Source organism: Chryseobacterium sp. GW823-FHT05E08 (assembly GCF_058795655.1).
Map to the genome: position 1 here is coordinate 1,012,181 of NZ_JBXAHY010000001.1, position 17,817 is coordinate 1,029,997.

At 37.8% G+C, this 17,817-nt stretch carries 7 protein-coding genes; 5 read left to right on the top strand and 2 right to left on the bottom strand.

The window, feature by feature from the left end; all coding sequences use genetic code 11:
* Position 1: 1 nt before the first annotated feature.
* A complete protein-coding gene (egtB, locus tag AC1Q7L_RS04735; protein WP_492306606.1) occupies positions 2-1,174 on the bottom strand; it encodes an ergothioneine biosynthesis protein EgtB in 1,173 nt (390 codons plus the stop codon).
* 20 nt (positions 1,175-1,194) lie between these two features.
* Positions 1,195-2,178 (bottom strand): L-histidine N(alpha)-methyltransferase, encoded by a 984-nt coding sequence (egtD, locus tag AC1Q7L_RS04740; RefSeq protein WP_492306607.1) that lies wholly within the window; start codon positions 2,176-2,178, stop codon positions 1,195-1,197.
* Between the two features lie 931 nt (positions 2,179-3,109).
* Here egtD and AC1Q7L_RS04745 point away from each other — a divergent pair.
* From AC1Q7L_RS04745 to AC1Q7L_RS04765, 5 genes are read left to right on the top strand one after another with little or no spacing between them, the layout of a single operon-like run.
* Positions 3,110-10,099 carry an SDR family NAD(P)-dependent oxidoreductase gene (locus AC1Q7L_RS04745; RefSeq protein ID WP_492306608.1) on the top strand — a complete coding sequence of 2,330 codons (6,990 nt, stop codon included), beginning with the start codon at positions 3,110-3,112 and terminating at the stop codon, positions 10,097-10,099.
* 20 nt (positions 10,100-10,119) lie between these two features.
* On the top strand, positions 10,120-14,355 hold the full coding sequence (locus tag AC1Q7L_RS04750; RefSeq protein ID WP_492306609.1) for a beta-ketoacyl synthase N-terminal-like domain-containing protein: 4,236 nt from the start codon (positions 10,120-10,122) through the stop codon (positions 14,353-14,355).
* Positions 14,343-14,642 (top strand): acyl carrier protein, encoded by a 300-nt coding sequence (locus AC1Q7L_RS04755; protein WP_123984212.1) that lies wholly within the window; start codon positions 14,343-14,345, stop codon positions 14,640-14,642. Before AC1Q7L_RS04750 ends, AC1Q7L_RS04755 begins: the two co-directional genes overlap by 13 nt.
* Positions 14,633-15,424 (top strand): alpha/beta fold hydrolase, encoded by a 792-nt coding sequence (locus tag AC1Q7L_RS04760; RefSeq protein ID WP_492306610.1) that lies wholly within the window; start codon positions 14,633-14,635, stop codon positions 15,422-15,424. The genes AC1Q7L_RS04755 and AC1Q7L_RS04760 overlap by 10 nt, the downstream gene beginning before the upstream one ends.
* Positions 15,417-17,813 carry a glycosyltransferase gene (locus AC1Q7L_RS04765; RefSeq protein ID WP_492306611.1) on the top strand — a complete coding sequence of 799 codons (2,397 nt, stop codon included), beginning with the start codon at positions 15,417-15,419 and terminating at the stop codon, positions 17,811-17,813. The genes AC1Q7L_RS04760 and AC1Q7L_RS04765 overlap by 8 nt, the downstream gene beginning before the upstream one ends.
* The last annotated feature ends 4 nt before the right edge of the window (positions 17,814-17,817 follow it).

Here is a 17,817-nt window from a genome sequence, read left to right on the forward strand (position 1 = left end):
ATTATTGGGCAAGTCTGATTCCTGTAAACTGCCATTGTAAGCTGGTCTGGAAAAAATTACGGTATGTATTTCGGCTGTGTCCAAAAGGCGTCGCTTCAGATGCACCACGTAAAACCATTTGATTGACCATAAATTTTCCATTGTATTCGCCTACTGCGCCTGCTTCTTTTTTAAAATCAGGATAAGGTAAATAAGCGGAATTTGTCCATTCCCAACGGCTTCCCCAATTGAAATGATTGGAAGCAACTTCCCACTCTGCTTCGGTTTGCAAACGCATTCCTTTCCATGATGCAAAAGCAGAAGCTTCAAAGAAATTGATGTGACAAACCGCTTCGTCAAGGTCTAATTCCTGCAAACCATTTAACGTATAATGCATCCATTTATCATCAATAAAATGCCAATATAATGGAGATTTTGCATGATTTTGCTTCACCCAATCCCAACCTTCGGCGTGCCAGTGTTTAAAATCGGAATATCCTCCTGCTTCTATAAATTGTAAATATTCTTGATTGGTAACTAGCTGATTACTAATTTCAAAATCATTCAGAAAAACTTTATGTCGTCCTAATTCATTATCAAAACAGAAACCTTCTCCTTGAAAGCCAATTTCATAAATTCCCTCTGAAAAACTGAGCATTTCTGTGTGTTCTGAATGTTCTTTTTTAGCAACATTCTCTTTTTTATAAGGTGGAAAAAGTGGATTATGACCTAAAATATATTTAATATCAGTTATTAATAATTCCTGATGTTGTTGTTCGTGATTAAGTCCAAGTTCCAGTAAAGGCTCAACAGCTTCTGTCATAAATGCACTTTGAAGAAAGGCTTCCATATGCTCATCCACATATTTTCGATACTTATAAATATCAGAAACTGACGGACGGCTCAAATTTCCACGATCGGTACGAATAACCCTCGCTCCTATTGTTTCATAATAACTGTTGAAAACAAAATTATATTGAGCATCAAAAACTTTATAATCAGGAAAATTGGGTTGAAGTATAAAAGTTTCGAAAAACCAAGTCGTATGACCGAGATGCCATTTGGGCGGACTAACGTCTACAATTGGCTGTACGACGTAATCTTCGATTTCCAAAGGCGCGCATATTTCCTCAGAATGCTTGCGAATATCTGTATATTTTTTTAATAAATCTGTTGTGATGGTATTTGGTGTCATGTTTTTTAGCTTTTAGTTCGTTATTTTACTTGCCAGACGGTATCTACAAACCATTTTTTGGAATCTTTAATTTCTCCGATCATTTTAAAACCGGATTTTCCACTCAATTCCTGTATTTTTTCGGGAGAAAACTTTTGTGAAATTTCCATGTCGATGAGTTCGTTTTCTTTAAATGAAATTTGGTCATTTCCGATGGTGACATTTTGGTCTTTTAAGCTTACCAAATAACTTTTGCAAGCTCCACTTACCGGATCGTAGGTTTGATAATGCTGAAATTCTTTCAAATCAAAATCTGCATCAAGCTCTGTATTGATTCGAGTTAAAAGATTGAGGTTAAACGCTGCGGTGATGCCTTCTTTATCGTTATAAGCGTTTAAAATAGTGTGAGGATTTTTCTTTAGATCAAAACCTATTAAAACCACATCATCTGAAGCTAAATTTTGGTTTAAATCTTTACAGAAATTTTCAGCTTCTTCAAGGCTCATATTTCCGATATTGCTTCCTAAGAACAAAATAACTTTTCTTCGAGAAGATAAAGAAGCTGCTTTTTGAAGCATTTCAAAATATTCTCCTTCCAATGGAATAATATTTAAAGTCGGAATTTCCTGGCTCAGTTTTTCATTTAATATCGAAAGAATATTTCCTGAAATATCAATCGGCATATAGCTGAAATCAGTTCCTTTTTCTACAAGATATTTAAGTAAAAAAGTAGATTTCATGGCGTCACCGGCTCCCAATTCAATTAAATCAAACGGCTCGTTGTCAGGAGTAATTAAATTGGCTAAATCCGCCGTTTTATTTTTGAATATATCCAACTCAGATTTTGTGAGATAATATTCCGGCATTGCCATAATTTTCTGAAAAAGATGATCTCCTTTTTTATTGTAAAAATATTTTGAAGATAACTTTTTAGGGTTGCCTTGTAAGCCTTCTAAGACATCAGACCGAAAACCATCTATATGATCATTTTCTACCTGAGAATCTGTATGTAACCTTAAGTTCATATTTTATATTTTGTGTGGTTTTTAGGTAACTACAACTATCTTGCCGTCAACATCACTCTTAATAAAATTTACACTCCTCTACAATATTACCAGATTAAATATAAGCCTAATTTATTAAAAAACAGTGGTTGTTTTAGATCAAATCATACAATATTGCATAGAATTTTCAGTCAATTATTTACCTTAAAAAACTTTTTAATCATTTTATTAATTGAATTTTAATTAATAAATAACAATTCTACATTGATCTTTTAATTTAAAATTTGAAATTATAACCTTTTGACTTATAAAAGATAACAATTTCATATAGATTTTTGTAATTTATTAACTCTTACTTATTGGTAGATTATATTTATGTAACATAAAAAAACAAATCTCCATTAAATGAAATATTTTATTATTTTATTTATATATTTGTTCAACATTACACAATTATAAACGATTATATTTATGTAATTATACCGATTGTATCCGCTTTTTTTTGAGAATAAAAATATAAATAACTGATTTTAACAGTATTTAGATAATTTCAAGTTCTTATTTAAGAATTAATATTAAATTATCTATTTCATTAAAAATAAAACAGGAGTTGAACTTTTTATTCTGTCGTAAAAGACAAACGATTTTTATACTTAAAGTATACGCGTCTTGTCATGAAACATATTGTTAACATTCAATAAACATCAACGAAATGAAAAACTTTGGATTAATTTCTTTTATAAGACCTGAAAACAACCTCATATGCAACAACCTCTTGGTTGATAGCAATTTTAACATTCTCCGTATTAAAATATCACTGTTAAATTAACATAATATTTAAAAATATAATAATCAGACACTTTACTTTAGCACAGCAAAAATTGTTTTTAAAGACCTGAATTTTTAACGTTTTGCTATGTAAAATCTGCTACCATTTCAATATATCAACACAATGAAAAACTTAACCATTTTTGGACTAACGCCTTTTGAAAAACCGGATGCCAACCTAATGCTTGCAATGCATCAGGCAGGTGCATTTCCCATCCTAAGTTTAGGGCACGAATTAACGACCGCACAGCAAGCACTGAATCAGCTTGAACAGGCAGATATACCTTCTTATGGTATTTGCTTTTCTAATGATAAACTTACCTCAATTCAACTTTCAGAGAAGGTGAAATTTGCAATTCTTCCGTTTGGATCTACGTTCAATTCCAACTCAGAAGTATCAATTATTTATCAGGTAACCAGCTTACAGGAAGCCAGACAAGCCGAACAATCAGGAGCAAAAGGAATTATTATAAAAGGAAATGAAGCAGGCGGATTGGTCGGCTACGAATCAACTTTTATCTTATTTCAACGCATCATTAAAGAAATCAAAACCATCCCTGTTTGGGTACAAGGAGGAATCGGACTTCATACTGCAGCAGCAGTAAAAGCATTGGGAGCAACCGGTATTGTACTGGATAGTCAACTTGCTTTATTCCCGGAAAGTTCCGTTCCAAAAGACATCAAAGATCTCTGTTCAAAACTCAATGGAACAGAAACTAAAATCATCGCCAATCATCGCGTATTGGTGAGACCTAATTCTCCTGTATTACCAGAAAATACAACCGCTGAAGAGCTTAGAAAATACTTTATAGATTTTGATATCACGAAGAGCTATATTCCAATGGGACAGGATATTTCCTTGGCAACAGACCTCTATGAAGATTTCAAAAATCTAAAGAAAATGGTTTTTGGATTTAAAGAAGCAATGTATGGTCATTTGAGACAGGCAAAAGCGCTTCAGGTTATTGCTCAAGACAATATTTTAGCTAAAAATTTAGGTTTAAAATATCCAATTGCTCAAGGACCAATGACCCGTGTGAGCGATGTTCCGGCATTCGCCAATGCCGTTGCAGAAGCTGGTGCTTTACCTTTTGTTGCTTTATCTTTATTAAAAGGTCAACAGGCGAAAGCTTTGGTAATAGATACTAAAAAATTAGCAGGCGAAAAAACATGGGGTGTGGGAATTTTAGGATTTGCCCCTCAGCAATTAAGAGAAGAACAAACATCTTATATATTAGAAGCTAAACCTCCCGTTGTATTGATTGCCGGAGGAAGACCAGCCCAAGCAAAAGTTTTCGAAAAAGCTGGAATTAAAACATTTTTACACGTTCCTTCTCCTGCTCTTTTAGATATTTTCTTAAAGGAAGGAGCTACCAATTTTATATTTGAAGGCCGTGAATGTGGCGGTCATGTGGGCCCACTTTCAAGTACGGTTCTTTGGGAAAAACAAATTGAAAGAATTTTAAAAGAAGACCATCCTGAAAACATCAGCGTATTTTTTGCAGGAGGGATTCATAATGATTTTTCTACAGCTTTCGTTTCCATCATGGCGGCTCCATTAGCAGCAAGAGGTGTAAAAGTTGGCGTATTAATAGGAACGGCTTATCTATATACTCAAGAAGCAGTTACTTGTGGAGCCATTCAGGAAGAATTCCAGGTACAGGCTTTACAGGCAGAAGAAACCGTTTTATTAGAAACCGCTCCTGGGCACGAAACCAGATGTTTAGACACTACATTTGCTCAACATTTTAATAATGAAAAAGCAAAACTGATAGCAGCCGGAACAGATAAAAAAGAAGTCTGGGAAAAGCTCGAAAAATTAAATGTCGGTCGTTTAAGAATTGCAGCAAAAGGTGTAGAACGTCAAGGCGATCAATTGGTTACCATTCCTAAAGAAGAACAACTGGATTTAGGCATGTACATGATCGGACAGGTTGCTACCATGCATGAAAAAGTTATCACCTTAGATGAACTTCATCAAAATGTAAGCATAGATAATCAGCAATATATTCAAAACGCCGCATTACCGGAAGAGCCGACATCCAACGAAAAAGCATTGGATATTGCCATTGTAGGCATGGAATGTATTTTTCCTGATGCAAAAAATTTAGAAGAATATTGGCGTAATATTATTTTAGGAAAAGACAGCGTAACAGAAGTTCCGGACGAAAGATGGAATAAAGAACTATATTATCACCCGGATTCAAATGAATCAGATGTATCTCACTCAAAATGGGGCGGATTTATTCCTAAAATTGATTTCGATCCTTTAGAATTTGGAATTCCACCACAGTCTCTTGCTGCCATTGAACCTACGCAATTGTTAACCTTATTGGTTGCCAAACGTGCGATGGAAAATGCAGGTTATGGCGACAAACATACAAATAGAGAAAATATTTCTGTAATTATTGGTGCCGAAGGTGGAAATGACCTTGCCAACAGTTACAGCTTCAGAGGATTTTATAAACAGGTTTTTGGAGAGCTTCATCAAGAAGTTAAAGAAGCATTTCCGCATACTACAGAAGATTCATTCCCTGGTATTTTAGCGAATGTTATTGCAGGAAGAATTACCAACCGTTTAGATTTAGGCGGAAGAAATTATACCGTAGACGCCGCGTGTGCTTCTTCTTTGGCAGCTCTTGAATTGGCATGTCAGGAATTGATCTTAAATAAATCAGACATGGTTCTTGCTGGTGGAGCAGATTTACACAATGGAATCAATGATTATCTCATGTTCTCCAGCACCCATGCCCTTTCCAGAAAAGGAAGATGTGCAACCTTCGACAGTGACGCAGACGGAATTGCTTTAGGTGAAGGTGTTGCAATTTTAGTACTAAAAAGATATGATGATGCCGTACGCGATGGTGACCGTATTTACTCTGTCATCAAAGGAGTTGGAGGATCTAGTGACGGTAAAGCTTTAGGTCTTACTGCTCCGAGAAAAATCGGTCAGGTAAGAGCATTGGAGCGCGCATACGCCCAAGCTGGTATTAGTCCTTCTTCTGTTGGATTGGTTGAAGCTCATGGTACAGGAACTGTTGTTGGAGACAAAACTGAATTAAGTGCATTGACGAATTTATTCAGCCGTTCAGGAGCTTTACCGGGACAGACGCATTTAGGTTCAGTTAAAACTCAGATCGGACATACCAAATGTGCTGCTGGATTGGCAGGTTTAATTAAAGCTTCACTCGCCGTCTACCATGGTGTAAAACCTCCTACCCTTCATTTACAACAACCGAATGCTTATTATAATGCTAAGACCAGCCCTTTTGCTTTCTACTCGGAAAGTGGATTATGGAGTGAGAAAAACCGTTATGCAGGAATCAGTGCTTTTGGATTTGGGGGAACTAATTTCCACGCTGTCATTGCCAATCATCCTAAACAAGACGATTCTGCGGTATTGCAATCTTGGCCTTCGGAGTTATTTGTATTCCGTGGAAACACCTATGACGAAGCTAAAATTCAATTAAATCAAATTAAATCTTTACTTGAAGTAAACGATACTATTTCATTAAAGAATATTGCTTACAGTTTAGCCGTTAGTTCAGAAAAACAAGTTCAGTTAAGCATTGTTGCAGACACCACTGAACACTTGATGATGAACATCGAGCTGGCACTTTCCGGAATTGAAAGCAAAGACACTTTCACTGTAAATAAAAGAGAAGGTAAAGTAGCATTTTTATTCCCTGGACAAGGCAGCCAGAGAATCAATATGGCTCGTGATCTCTTCGTTGCTTTTCCTGAAATGCGAAAACTAATCAATTCATATCCTGAATTGGAAAAAGTTGTTTTCCCTTCAACCACTTTTAACGAAGCAGCATTAAAACAGCAAAAAGAAACCATTAAAGATACCCGATTAGCACAACCTCTTTTAGGGATTGTTGATCTTGCCTTAGCAAAACTTCTACAATCTATTGGGATTGTTCCGGATATGTTGGCGGGTCACAGCTATGGAGAATTGCCTGCTTTATGTTTTGCAGGCGTTTTTGAAGAAGAAAAATTAGTTGATTTAAGTATCAAAAGAGCGCAATCCATTTTAGACTCAGTAGAAGGCGGTGATCCCGGAACAATGATCGCAGTAAGCTCAACAAGAGAAAATCTACAGCCTATTTTAGATACAGTTGAAGGTTGCTATCCTGTCAATTACAATGCACCAACGCAATGTGTGGTTGCAGGAAGTACAGAAGCCATCAACAAATTAATGGAAATCCTTAAACAGGAACGTATTTCTGCTAAAAAACTAGAAGTTGCGTGTGCCTTCCACAGTCCGTTATTGGCTAAATCTAAAGGTTTATACGAAACCGTTTTACAAGATGTTTCTTTCGAAGAAATGCAGATTCCGGTTTGGTCGAATACAACAGCCACAACGTATCCGACGGCAGTTTCAGAAATAAAAGAAAGATTAACCAACCACTTGGTACAGCCTGTAAGATTTGTAGAAGAGCTTCAAGCGATGTACGAAGACGGCGCAAGAATCTTTATCGAAGTGGGCCCAGGAAAAGTGTTGGCAGGATTAACGAAATCTTGTTTAGATAAAGAGCATTTAACGCTTTCTGTAGAAGACAGTAACGGTAATAAATTGACTTATCTGCTTTCTATGCTGGCTCAATATTTAGGGACGGGTCGTCATTTTAATATTGCTAAACTTTTCGAAGGTCGTAATGTTCAGGTAATTCAAATTGATCAACCTGAATTATACAAGAAAAGCCCTGCCATCTGGCGTGTAAACGGACAAGCTGCACATCCAACAAACGGATCATTGCCTGCCAATGGTGCATTACCAATCATAACTCCAATTCAAATGAACAACTTTACAAATAACCAAGCCCCTGTGATTGAAACTCAGTCTAACACTGAACGTATGTTGCAGGAATATTTAAACAGCATGCAACTTATGATACAGGCGCAACGCGATGTGATGCTTACGTTTTTGGGACAGAATCCTCAAGTAAGCCCTGCTCCTGTTTATGTTTCATCGGTTCCGACTCACTCAAACGGTCATGCACCAATCATCTCTGCTCCACTACATGATGGCGTTGAAAAAACAGTTATCATTCCGGTAAAACAAGCTCAGACAAAGGACATCAAAACATTATTGCTTCAGGTTGTAAGTGATAAAACAGGATATCCTCACGAAATGTTGGGTATGGAAATGGATTTGGAAGCTGACTTAAGTATTGATTCCATTAAAAGAGTTGAAATCATTGGTACTCTGAAAGCTGAGCTAGGTTCTTTTTCTTCAAATAATGCCAATGAAGATACTATTATGGAACAATTAGCCGGAATTAAAACATTAAGTGGTTTAGTTTCCTGGTTAACAGAATATTCAGGAGCTTCAAATACAACAGAAAAAGTTGGAGTTATCGAAACTCAGGCTTCAACTTCTCAAGCACAAGCTGGATTTTCTCTTGAAGAACTTCAGACGGCTATTTTAAATATCGTAAGCGATAAAACGGGCTATCCGAAAGAAATGTTAGGTTTAGACCTTGATTTAGAAGCAGATTTAAGCATCGATTCCATCAAACGTATGGAAATTATCGGTGATCTTAAAACGAAAATCGGTTTCGGTGGCGATATGGAACAGGCAGATGATTTAATGGAAAAATTAGCAGCGATCAAAACATTGAACGGACTGGCTTCATGGATCAACGAAATGAGCGGAAACAGCACGCCAGAACCTGAGCAAAACCCTTTGTCACGTCTTCGTTTCGACTTGACTCCTACTAACGTTTCGTTAATTGAAAATAATGAAATATTACAGGGAAAACGTTTTGCCATTACTCAAAATGAAAGCAGTCAGACATTAGCCATCAAGAACGAACTTGAAAAGCATGGCGCGATTGCAGAACTGGTAGATACAGACAAAGATCTGTCAAATTTTGACGGATTAATTATCCTTGATCTATTCTCATCTTCTGTAAAACACAACATCATCGATCACGTTGATTTAATCAAAAAAATGGATCTTGATAAAGCAAAATGGATCTATCTGATTTCCGATACGCCGGCTCATGTTCAGGAATTGACGGACACTACTCTTTTGCGTCATTATAAAGGACATCCCGGGCTTTTCAAAAGTTTAGCCCGTGAGTTTGAACAGACAAATTGCAGACTGATCAGCTTAACTTCTCCTCAACAAATCGATCAGATCGCAGAAATTGCTTTAAAAGAAATTTTATCAACCGATAAACCTTCTGAAGTGATTTATAAAAATGACCAGAGGCATAAAGTGGATATTATTCCATCGCCGTTGTCAACTGGTCTGAGTGAAGCACAAATTCAACTCGATAAAGATTCTGTTGTGTTGGTTCTTGGAGGCGCACAGGGAATTACGTCCGAACTCGCAAAACATATGTCACAGGCCTATCCATGTACTTACATTTTAGTAGGAAGATCCGAAGACCCTAGAAATCAGGCAACAAATAGAGAATTAGAAGTAATGAAAACCAAGGAAGAAATAAGAGCGTCTCTTATCAAATCCGGAACCTTCACTTCGCCCTCTGAAATCGAAAAAGAAACGATAAAAGTTTTCAAAAACAATCAGATTCTACGCACCATCCTTGATATGGAGCAATTGGGAAATACAATTGTTTACCAGTCATTAGACCTTTGTGATGAAAATGGTTTGTCTGAATTAATCAACAACATTTACGAAAAATATAATCGTTTAGACGGCGTTATTCACGGTGCTGGATTGTTGGAGGATAAATTATTCAAACAAAAAACAACAAGTTCTTTCGGACGTGTTTTCGATACTAAAGTAAAACCGCTTCGTGTGTTGGCAGAACAGCTTCGTACGGATTGTCAGTTTGTGGTATTATTTTCAAGCATCGCTTCGGTGTACGGAAATAAAGGTCAAACCGACTACGCAGCCGCAAACTCAGTTTTAGACGATTATGCGAATGCTTTAAATAAAAAATTAAAAGGAAAAGTAATCTCCATCAACTGGGGGCCTTGGAAAGGAGCCGGAATGGTTTCAGCAACCCTGGAAACAGAATATGAAAGAAGAGGAATTTCTTTAATTCCATTGGAACAAGGCAAGGAAATTTTCCTGAATGAAATAAAATACGGAACTGAAAGTCAGGTATTGATCATGTCCGGAACTAACTGGTAATCTCTGCTTTAATTGAATATATGAAAAAAACAGATGTTGCAGTAATTGGTCTGTCCTGCGTCTTTCCGGGGGCGCAGGACGCCGATACTTTTTGGCAGAATATTGTCAATAAAGTAGATTCTACCCAGCTGGCTCCAGCAGACCGAATCGATCCTGTTCATTTCAGTGACAGTACAAATCCGGTTGACCGTTTTTATTGTCAGCGTGGTGGATTTATCTCTGATTATGAATTTAACCCAACCGCTTTCGGAATTTTGCCATTAGCGGTTGAAGGGACTGAACCCGATCATTTATTAACATTGGATCTGGTTCAAAAAGCCTTAGACGATGCCGGAATTTTCAAGAAAAATATTTCGCTTGAAAAAACAGGAATCATCATCGGGAAAGGAAACTATACCGGGCCGGGCGCAACCCGAGCTATTGAAATTGTAAGAACAGGCGAACAGATTTCTTCATTGTTAAAAGAATTACTACCCGAAGTTTCTTCTGCTGATATTGAAAAAGTAAAACATGCTTTTCAGGAAAAGAAAGGACGTTTTGCAGCCGATACGGCAATGGGATTAATCCCAAATTTAGTGGCTTCATTGGTAGCAAATCGTTTTAATCTTGGAGGTGTAGCTTTTACTGTTGATGCTGCTTGTGCAAGTGCTTTATTAGCCGTTGATCATGCTGTTCAGGAACTACAAAGAGGCCGCTCCGATATTATGATTGCAGGTGGTGTTCACACTGGACAAAACGCTGCGTTCTGGAGTATTTTTGCTCAGTTGGGCGCTTTGTCCCGTCAACAGCAAATCAAACCTTTCAGCAGTGACGCAGATGGGTTATTGATTGGTGAAGGTTGTGGTTTTGTGGTCTTAAAAAGATTGGAAGATGCAGTTCGTGATCAGGATAAAATCTATTCAGTCATTAAAGGTGTCGGTATCAGCAGTGACGGAAACGGAACCAGTGTAATGAGTCCTGCGGTAAAAGGTCAGTTGAAAGCTTTGCAACAGGCTTGGGCTAATGCAGATTTAGATGAAAATCAAATCGGTTATTTGGAAGCTCACGGAACAGGAACTCCGCTTGGTGACAAGACAGAATTGCAAACCTTAGCTCAATTTTTCGGAAAAGAAGAAGGAGGTAAAATTGCCGGAATCGGTTCTGTAAAATCGAATATCGGTCACGCAATGCCTGCTGCGGGAATTGCCGGTTTAATTAAAACTTGTCTGGCTTTGCATCACGATACATTGCCACCGACTTTATACTGCGAAAATCCGACTTCGGAAATGCAAAAAACAAGATTCGAACCTATTCAGGAAGCGAAAAACTGGTCAAAAACAGGCTTACCAAAAGTAGCGGCGGTGAATGCTTTCGGATTCGGAGGAATCAATGCACATGTGGTATTGGAAGGCTATGATCTACCTAAAAAAGATAAAGTTTTAATCTTGGCCAGACCCACGCATGAAGAATTATTAACCGCTTTACAAAATAATGAAACAACGATAGGAGAAGGAAATTTCCGAGTGGCAATTTTCGAACCGACTCCTGCGAGAATTGAAAAAGCGACTAAAATTGTTGCTAAAAATAATCCGTGGCGTAACAAACAGGATATTTGGTACACGAACAATCCTTTATTACAAAACGGAGAAAAAGTTGCCTTTGTTTTCCCAGGATTAGATGGATTAGCGAAGGGTGAAGTGGAAAGTGTAAGCCGTTATTTCAACATCAATGCACCCATTGAAACGGAAGGCGAAGGTTTGTTAAATGATGCTTTAAATATCTTCAACAACTGCAGTATTCTCGATAATTCATTAAAAAAATTAGGAATTGTTCCTGATATGAATGCAGGACACAGTTTGGGAGAATGGCTCGCAGGCTACTCTTCTGAATTAGCGGAAGTAAATTCTGTAAAAGCTCTCATTGATGTTTTAAATCCCGAAACTTTTGAATTAAAAGATTCTAAATTCATCGCCATCGGAGCCGGAATTGAAACCATTAAACCTATTATCGAGGAAATTCCAAACGTTTATATTTCTAATGACAATTGCCCAAATCAGGTGATTCTTTGCGGAAGTAATTCGGCTTTGGATGAATTGGTTCCTGTTTTAAAAGCAAAACAGATATTTCATCAGATATTGCCGTTCCAGTCAGGGTTTCATTCGCCTTTTATCGCTGATAAATTAGATGTGATTTTGGCAGGAATGGAAAAAGCACAGTTCCAGCAGACGAAAATTCCATTATGGTCGGCAACAACTTTGGAACCGTATCCGGCTGATCAGGAATCTATCCGAAAGCTGAGTGCAGAACATCTTGTAGAACCCGTTCGTTTCCGTGAATTAACGGATACATTATACGAAGAAGGCGCAAGGTTTTTCATTCAGGTCGGAACTGGCGGATTAATTGGATTTATTGATGATACGTTGAAAGGAAAAGCTTTCAGTACCATTGCTTCCAGTGTTGCGACGCGTTCTGCATTGGCTCAATTTCAGAGAGTCGTTGCGGCGTTATTCGTGGAAGGAAAAACAGTTGCGCTGGACTTTTTAAATATTCAAAATCAAACCAAAAAATCATCCGGAAAAGGCATTAAACTGGAATTAGGTTCACCGATCATCCGTGATTTTGCAGCGATTAAAAATTTAGCAAAATCGATCGATACGCCGAAGCAAAAAGCTACTGCGACAGTTGCAAAAACAGGACATCCATTGGTTCAGGCATTTCAGGATAACATTTCGGATATGATTAAAATGCAGGAGGAAGTTTTAACTTTATTTCAGGATCGTCCGAAAGTTTCAATTCCGAATGTTGTGTTGCCAAAAGCTCAGGCTCCGATAAGCAAGAATTTTGAGAAAACATTGTATGTGACATTGGAAACTCACCCTTACCTCATCGACCACAGTTTGTTGAGACAGCCAAAAGGCTGGACAGAAGTTGCCGATATGGAACCTGTGATTCCGATGACGATGATTTTCGAACAGCTCGCAGAAATCGCACAACAGGAAATTGAAGGAAGCCAGGTTCATAAAATCATGAATGTAAGCGTTTTTCAATGGATGAATGTCGCAAAACCTTTCGAAAAAATAGTACAAGGAGAATGGAAATCGACAAATCATGCGTATTTGGATATTGAAAATTTCGCAAACGCTGAAGTTTTATTAACCTCAACCGCAAGACCGAACCCTACCTTCAATCTTTCCATCGGAGAAATATTACCCATTGAGAGGACTCCCGAAGAAATCTACGAGATGCACATGTTTCACGGTGAAAAATATCAGGGAATTACGGAAGTTTCAAAAGTTGGAACGAAAGGAATTATCGGAAAAATAAAAGGAAATGGAGGAAAAGGTTCGTTGTTGGATAATGCAGGACAGTTATTTGGACTTTGGTTGCAATTAACTTTAACAAAAGACAGAATTGCTTTTCCTGTAAAAATCAAAGACATTGAATTTTTTGGAGACTTGCAGGATCAGGACGGTATTTTCGAATGCACCTGCAGCCTGACTGAAATGAATGACGAATTTGCGATCGGTGATATTCTTTTAACCCAAAACGGAAAAGTCTGGTGCAAAATTTCAGGATGGCAAAACCGCCGTCTGGAAATCGATGCCGCACTTTGGAATGTTTCGATGTCGCCTTTGCACAACCGTCTTTCGGAGGAAATTGCTCCTGAAGTATTTTTCTTCCATCAAGCCTATTCAAGAGTTGCTTCTTGGGATTTTATCCTGAAAAGATATTTCAATCAAACCGAAAAAAAGCATCATCAAACATTGCTTCCAAACAAGAGGAAAAGCTATATGGTAAGCCGTGTTGCCGTGAAAGATGCGGTGAGAAATCTTCTTAAAAAGGAAAAAAATCACCCTTGCTTCCCCATTACTTTTGAAGTTGGGAAAAATGAGGTCGGAAAACCTTTCTTAATTGGAGATTCTACAAAAGACATTCATATTTCTTTAGCACATAAAGGAAAAGATGCGGTCGGAATTGCAAAAAGCGGAAAACCAGTCGGAATCGATATGGAAATCATGGAAGAAAGAAGCTCTGGATTCTACGATCTAGTCTTTACAGATAACGAATTAACCTTATTAAAAGGAAAAGATCAGGCAGAATGGACAACCAAATTCTGGGTAGCGAAAGAAGCCTACGGAAAATTCATCGGAACAGGATTGAAAGGAAACCCGAAAAACTTCGAAGTCGAGAAAATAGCAGACGATTCTTTATGGATCAATCAAACAGAAATCAAAACAATTAAACATAAAAATTATATCATAGGATGGACACTATAAACACTACAGTAAAATTAAATCACGAAGAATTATTTACCCTTTTAAAAGGTTTTATTACCGAAGTAATCGGTGAAGAATTTGTAGAAGAAATGGACATTACACCAGAAAGTTCATTCACGAAAGATCTGGAAATGGACAGCATCGAAATCGTTTCTTTTTCCGAGAAAATCAAAGCACATTTTGGTGAGCAAATCGATTTCACGGGATGGTTGTCATCCATGGATCTGGACGAGTTGATTAACCTTGATTTAAGTATGATTATCAATTACATCTACGAATGCCAATAATCTCTGTTAACGATAAAAAGGTTCATATTCAGGAACTCAACAAAGGAGCTGAACAAACTGTGGTGCTGATCCACGGGATGTTCAGCAACCTGTCTATTTATTATTTTAATATTGCTCCGATTCTGGCGAAACACTTCCATGTTGTGATGTTTGATTTGAAAAGTCACGGCATGAGCGAACGTTTTACAGACGGTTACGATCTGGAAAATATGTCTTCCGATGTCTTGGCTTTAATGGATGCTTTACATATTGAAAAAGCACATCTTGTTGGCTATAGTTTTGGAGGATTGATTTCTTTAAAAACCGCTTTAAAAGCACCAAATCGCATCGAGCAACTGGTTGTTATCGAAGCTCCCGATCCGCAAGACGAAAAAGCCAGAAATATTATTGATGAATATAGTAAAGAGTTTCTGGAGCATTATGTAGCCAATTTTACCGACACCACTAAAGTACAGATGGGCAAAAGACAGATGGAAAAAAATCATCGTATGTATGAATTTCTGTTTAATCAGACCAGTATCAAAGCGGATATGATTAAAGAAAAGCATTTCCTGAGCGAAGTTGATTTTTCGGAATTAAAACCTTCCACAATGTTGATGTACGGTGAAGATTCCAATTGCAGACCAACGGGAGAATGGCTGAATGCTCAAATCAAAAATTCTGAAATACAATTAATTCAGGGAGACCACAACATCCCGATTCAGGAACCTGTTTTGATTGCAGAAACCATCGCCCATTTTTTATCAAAATCATTAAAAACCTTATCACAAAACCATGGCTAAATTTGTATTTATAGTTCCACCACTGACAGGTCATGTGAATCCTACCTTAAGCATCGGTGCCACTCTTCTCGAAAGAGGACATCAGGTTGCATGGATAAGTCTCGACCAACAATTACAACATAAACTTCCGGAAGGCGGAGAATTATTATTGATTCAGTACGACCAAACGGATGAAGAAAAAAGAGAAAGCGAAAACTATCTCGATATTATTTCTAAAAAAGTGGTCTATGGAATCGACAGCATCAAGTTTTTGTACGAAGATGTGCTGATTCCTTTAAACAGACATTGCTATAACGGAATTATTCCTTTGTTAAAAGAATACCAACCCGATTTAGTGATTGGCGACCATCAGTTATTTGCCGCTTCCATTGCTGCGAAAAAATTAGGTTTGCCTTATGCTACAACAGTGACCGCTCCGGCTGCGATTAAAATCATGAGCGAGCTTCCGAAAGTTCATGAGTGGGAAGAAAAACAAATCCTCGCTTTACAGCAGGAATTGGGTGTTGAAGAAAACCGCGCATTAGATTGTTCGGATTTATTGACGTTGGTTTTAACCTCCCAATATTTCTTTGGCGAAATGGATTTGGAATCGAATTTCCAATTTACAGGTCCGGTTCTTACGGAACGTCGTGTTTCTTCTGAATTTAACTGGGAGAAATTCGACAGCAATTCAAGAAAAAAGATTTTAGTAAGCATCGGAACAACTTTCGACCACGAACATAAAAAAGCATTTTTCCAAAAGGTTGTGGATGCTTTTAAAGATGAAAACTTAACGGTTGTTGTAGTTTCAGATCCGCAGCTTTTTGAAGAATGGCCGGAGAACTTTATGGTCTATCAGCAAGTTCCTCAATTGGATTTGTTACCTCATTTGGACGGCGTTGTTTCTCACGGCGGTCACAATACAGTTTCTGAAACGTTATCCAACGGTTTGCCGTTGGTTGTGATTCCGATTGCGTATGACCAGTCGCATGTTGCGGGTCGTGTTGTGCGTACAGGAGCAGGCGAACGACTTAATTTTAACCGTTTTAAAGCGCATCATTTAAACGAAGCCGTACAAAATATTTTAACCAATCCTGAATATAAAAAAGCAGCCGAAACCGTTCGCGAATCTTTCGTTGAAGCCGGAGGAAGTGCAACAGCTGCCAATTTACTGGAAAAAGCCATTTCAAATTCAATTATGGAAAAACCGAAGTCTAAATTTTTATTTGTTGTCCCTCCATTTTTTGGACATATCAGTCCGACTTTGAGCGTTGGAGCGAGTTTAATTGCCCGTGGTCATGAAGTAAAATGGTTCGGAATTACGCCTTTAGACAACAAACATATTCCGGAAGGCGGAAGTTATTTTTATCCTGAACAAGATTTGATTCCGTATCAGGAGGAAATCGCCAGAATTTTAAAAAGACAGGATGATGGTCCTGCCTGTTCAGGTCCAGAAGTGATGAAACTGGCTTTGGAAGAAACCTACGTTCCTTTCGCTAAAATGATGATGCCCGGCTTGGAAACATTGACCAAAGAATGGCAACCGGATGTTATTGTAAACGATTGTATCACCTTCGGAGGAGCGCTTTTTGCTCATAAAAATAATATTCCGTGTGTAACTACAACGCCTGTTCCACCCGATGTGATGGGCGATACCGAAAACAGTGCTCCGAAAATTTTCGAATGGCAGCAGAATTTAATTAAAGAACTTCAACAAGAAGTCGGAATTGAAGATGACGGAATTTTCATTCATTCTCATCATTTGAATTTAATTTTTACTTCTCAAAAATTTGCTGATTTTGAAGAAGTTCCAACCCACATGAAATTTGTAGGACCTGTAAAAGGCCGTCCAAATCCAGCTCCTTTTGACTGGGATAAATTAAATGCTTCGACAACTCCGAAAATATTTGTTTCATTAGGAACATTATTGGTAGACATCCGAAAAGCATTTTTCGAAAAAGTCATTGCTGCGTTTGCAGACCAACCCATAACCATAATTGCCGCTACTCCACCGGAAATTTTTGAGAAATGGCCATCCAACTTTATTGTGAGCAGCTTTGTCCCTCAATCAGCTTTGATGCCTCATATGGATGCTGTAATTTGTCATGGCGGTTTCAATACCGTGAATGATACCTTCACCAACGGATTGCCAATGCTAATCACACCCATCGCTTACGATCATTTTCATATTGCAAAACTGATTGAAAAAGCAGGTTGTGGAATTAGTATCCGATATAAAAGACTGCGTGTTAATGCACTTCGCCAAACAGTTTTTGAATTATTGGAAAATCCTGCGTACAGAAATGCAGCGAAGGAAGTTCAATCTAGTTTAATTAATGCTGGAGGAAACGATCGCGCGGTAGAATTGCTGGAAAATTTTGTTGAACAATCCACTTTAGTTCCTGTGTAAGCCT

Excerpts from the sequence above, each read along its gene's own strand:
- AC1Q7L_RS04750 (WP_492306609.1), top strand. The coding sequence starts at position 10,120 with ATGAAAAAAACAGATGTTGCAGTAATTGGTCTGTCCTGCGTCTTTCCG.
- egtD (WP_492306607.1), bottom strand. The coding sequence starts at position 2,178 with ATGAACTTAAGGTTACATACAGATTCTCAGGTAGAAAATGATCATATA.
- AC1Q7L_RS04760 (WP_492306610.1), top strand. The coding sequence starts at position 14,633 with ATGCCAATAATCTCTGTTAACGATAAAAAGGTTCATATTCAGGAACTC.
- egtB (WP_492306606.1), bottom strand. The coding sequence starts at position 1,174 with ATGACACCAAATACCATCACAACAGATTTATTAAAAAAATATACAGAT.
- AC1Q7L_RS04755 (WP_123984212.1), top strand. The coding sequence starts at position 14,343 with ATGGACACTATAAACACTACAGTAAAATTAAATCACGAAGAATTATTT.
- AC1Q7L_RS04765 (WP_492306611.1), top strand. The coding sequence starts at position 15,417 with ATGGCTAAATTTGTATTTATAGTTCCACCACTGACAGGTCATGTGAAT.
- AC1Q7L_RS04745 (WP_492306608.1), top strand. The coding sequence starts at position 3,110 with ATGAAAAACTTAACCATTTTTGGACTAACGCCTTTTGAAAAACCGGAT.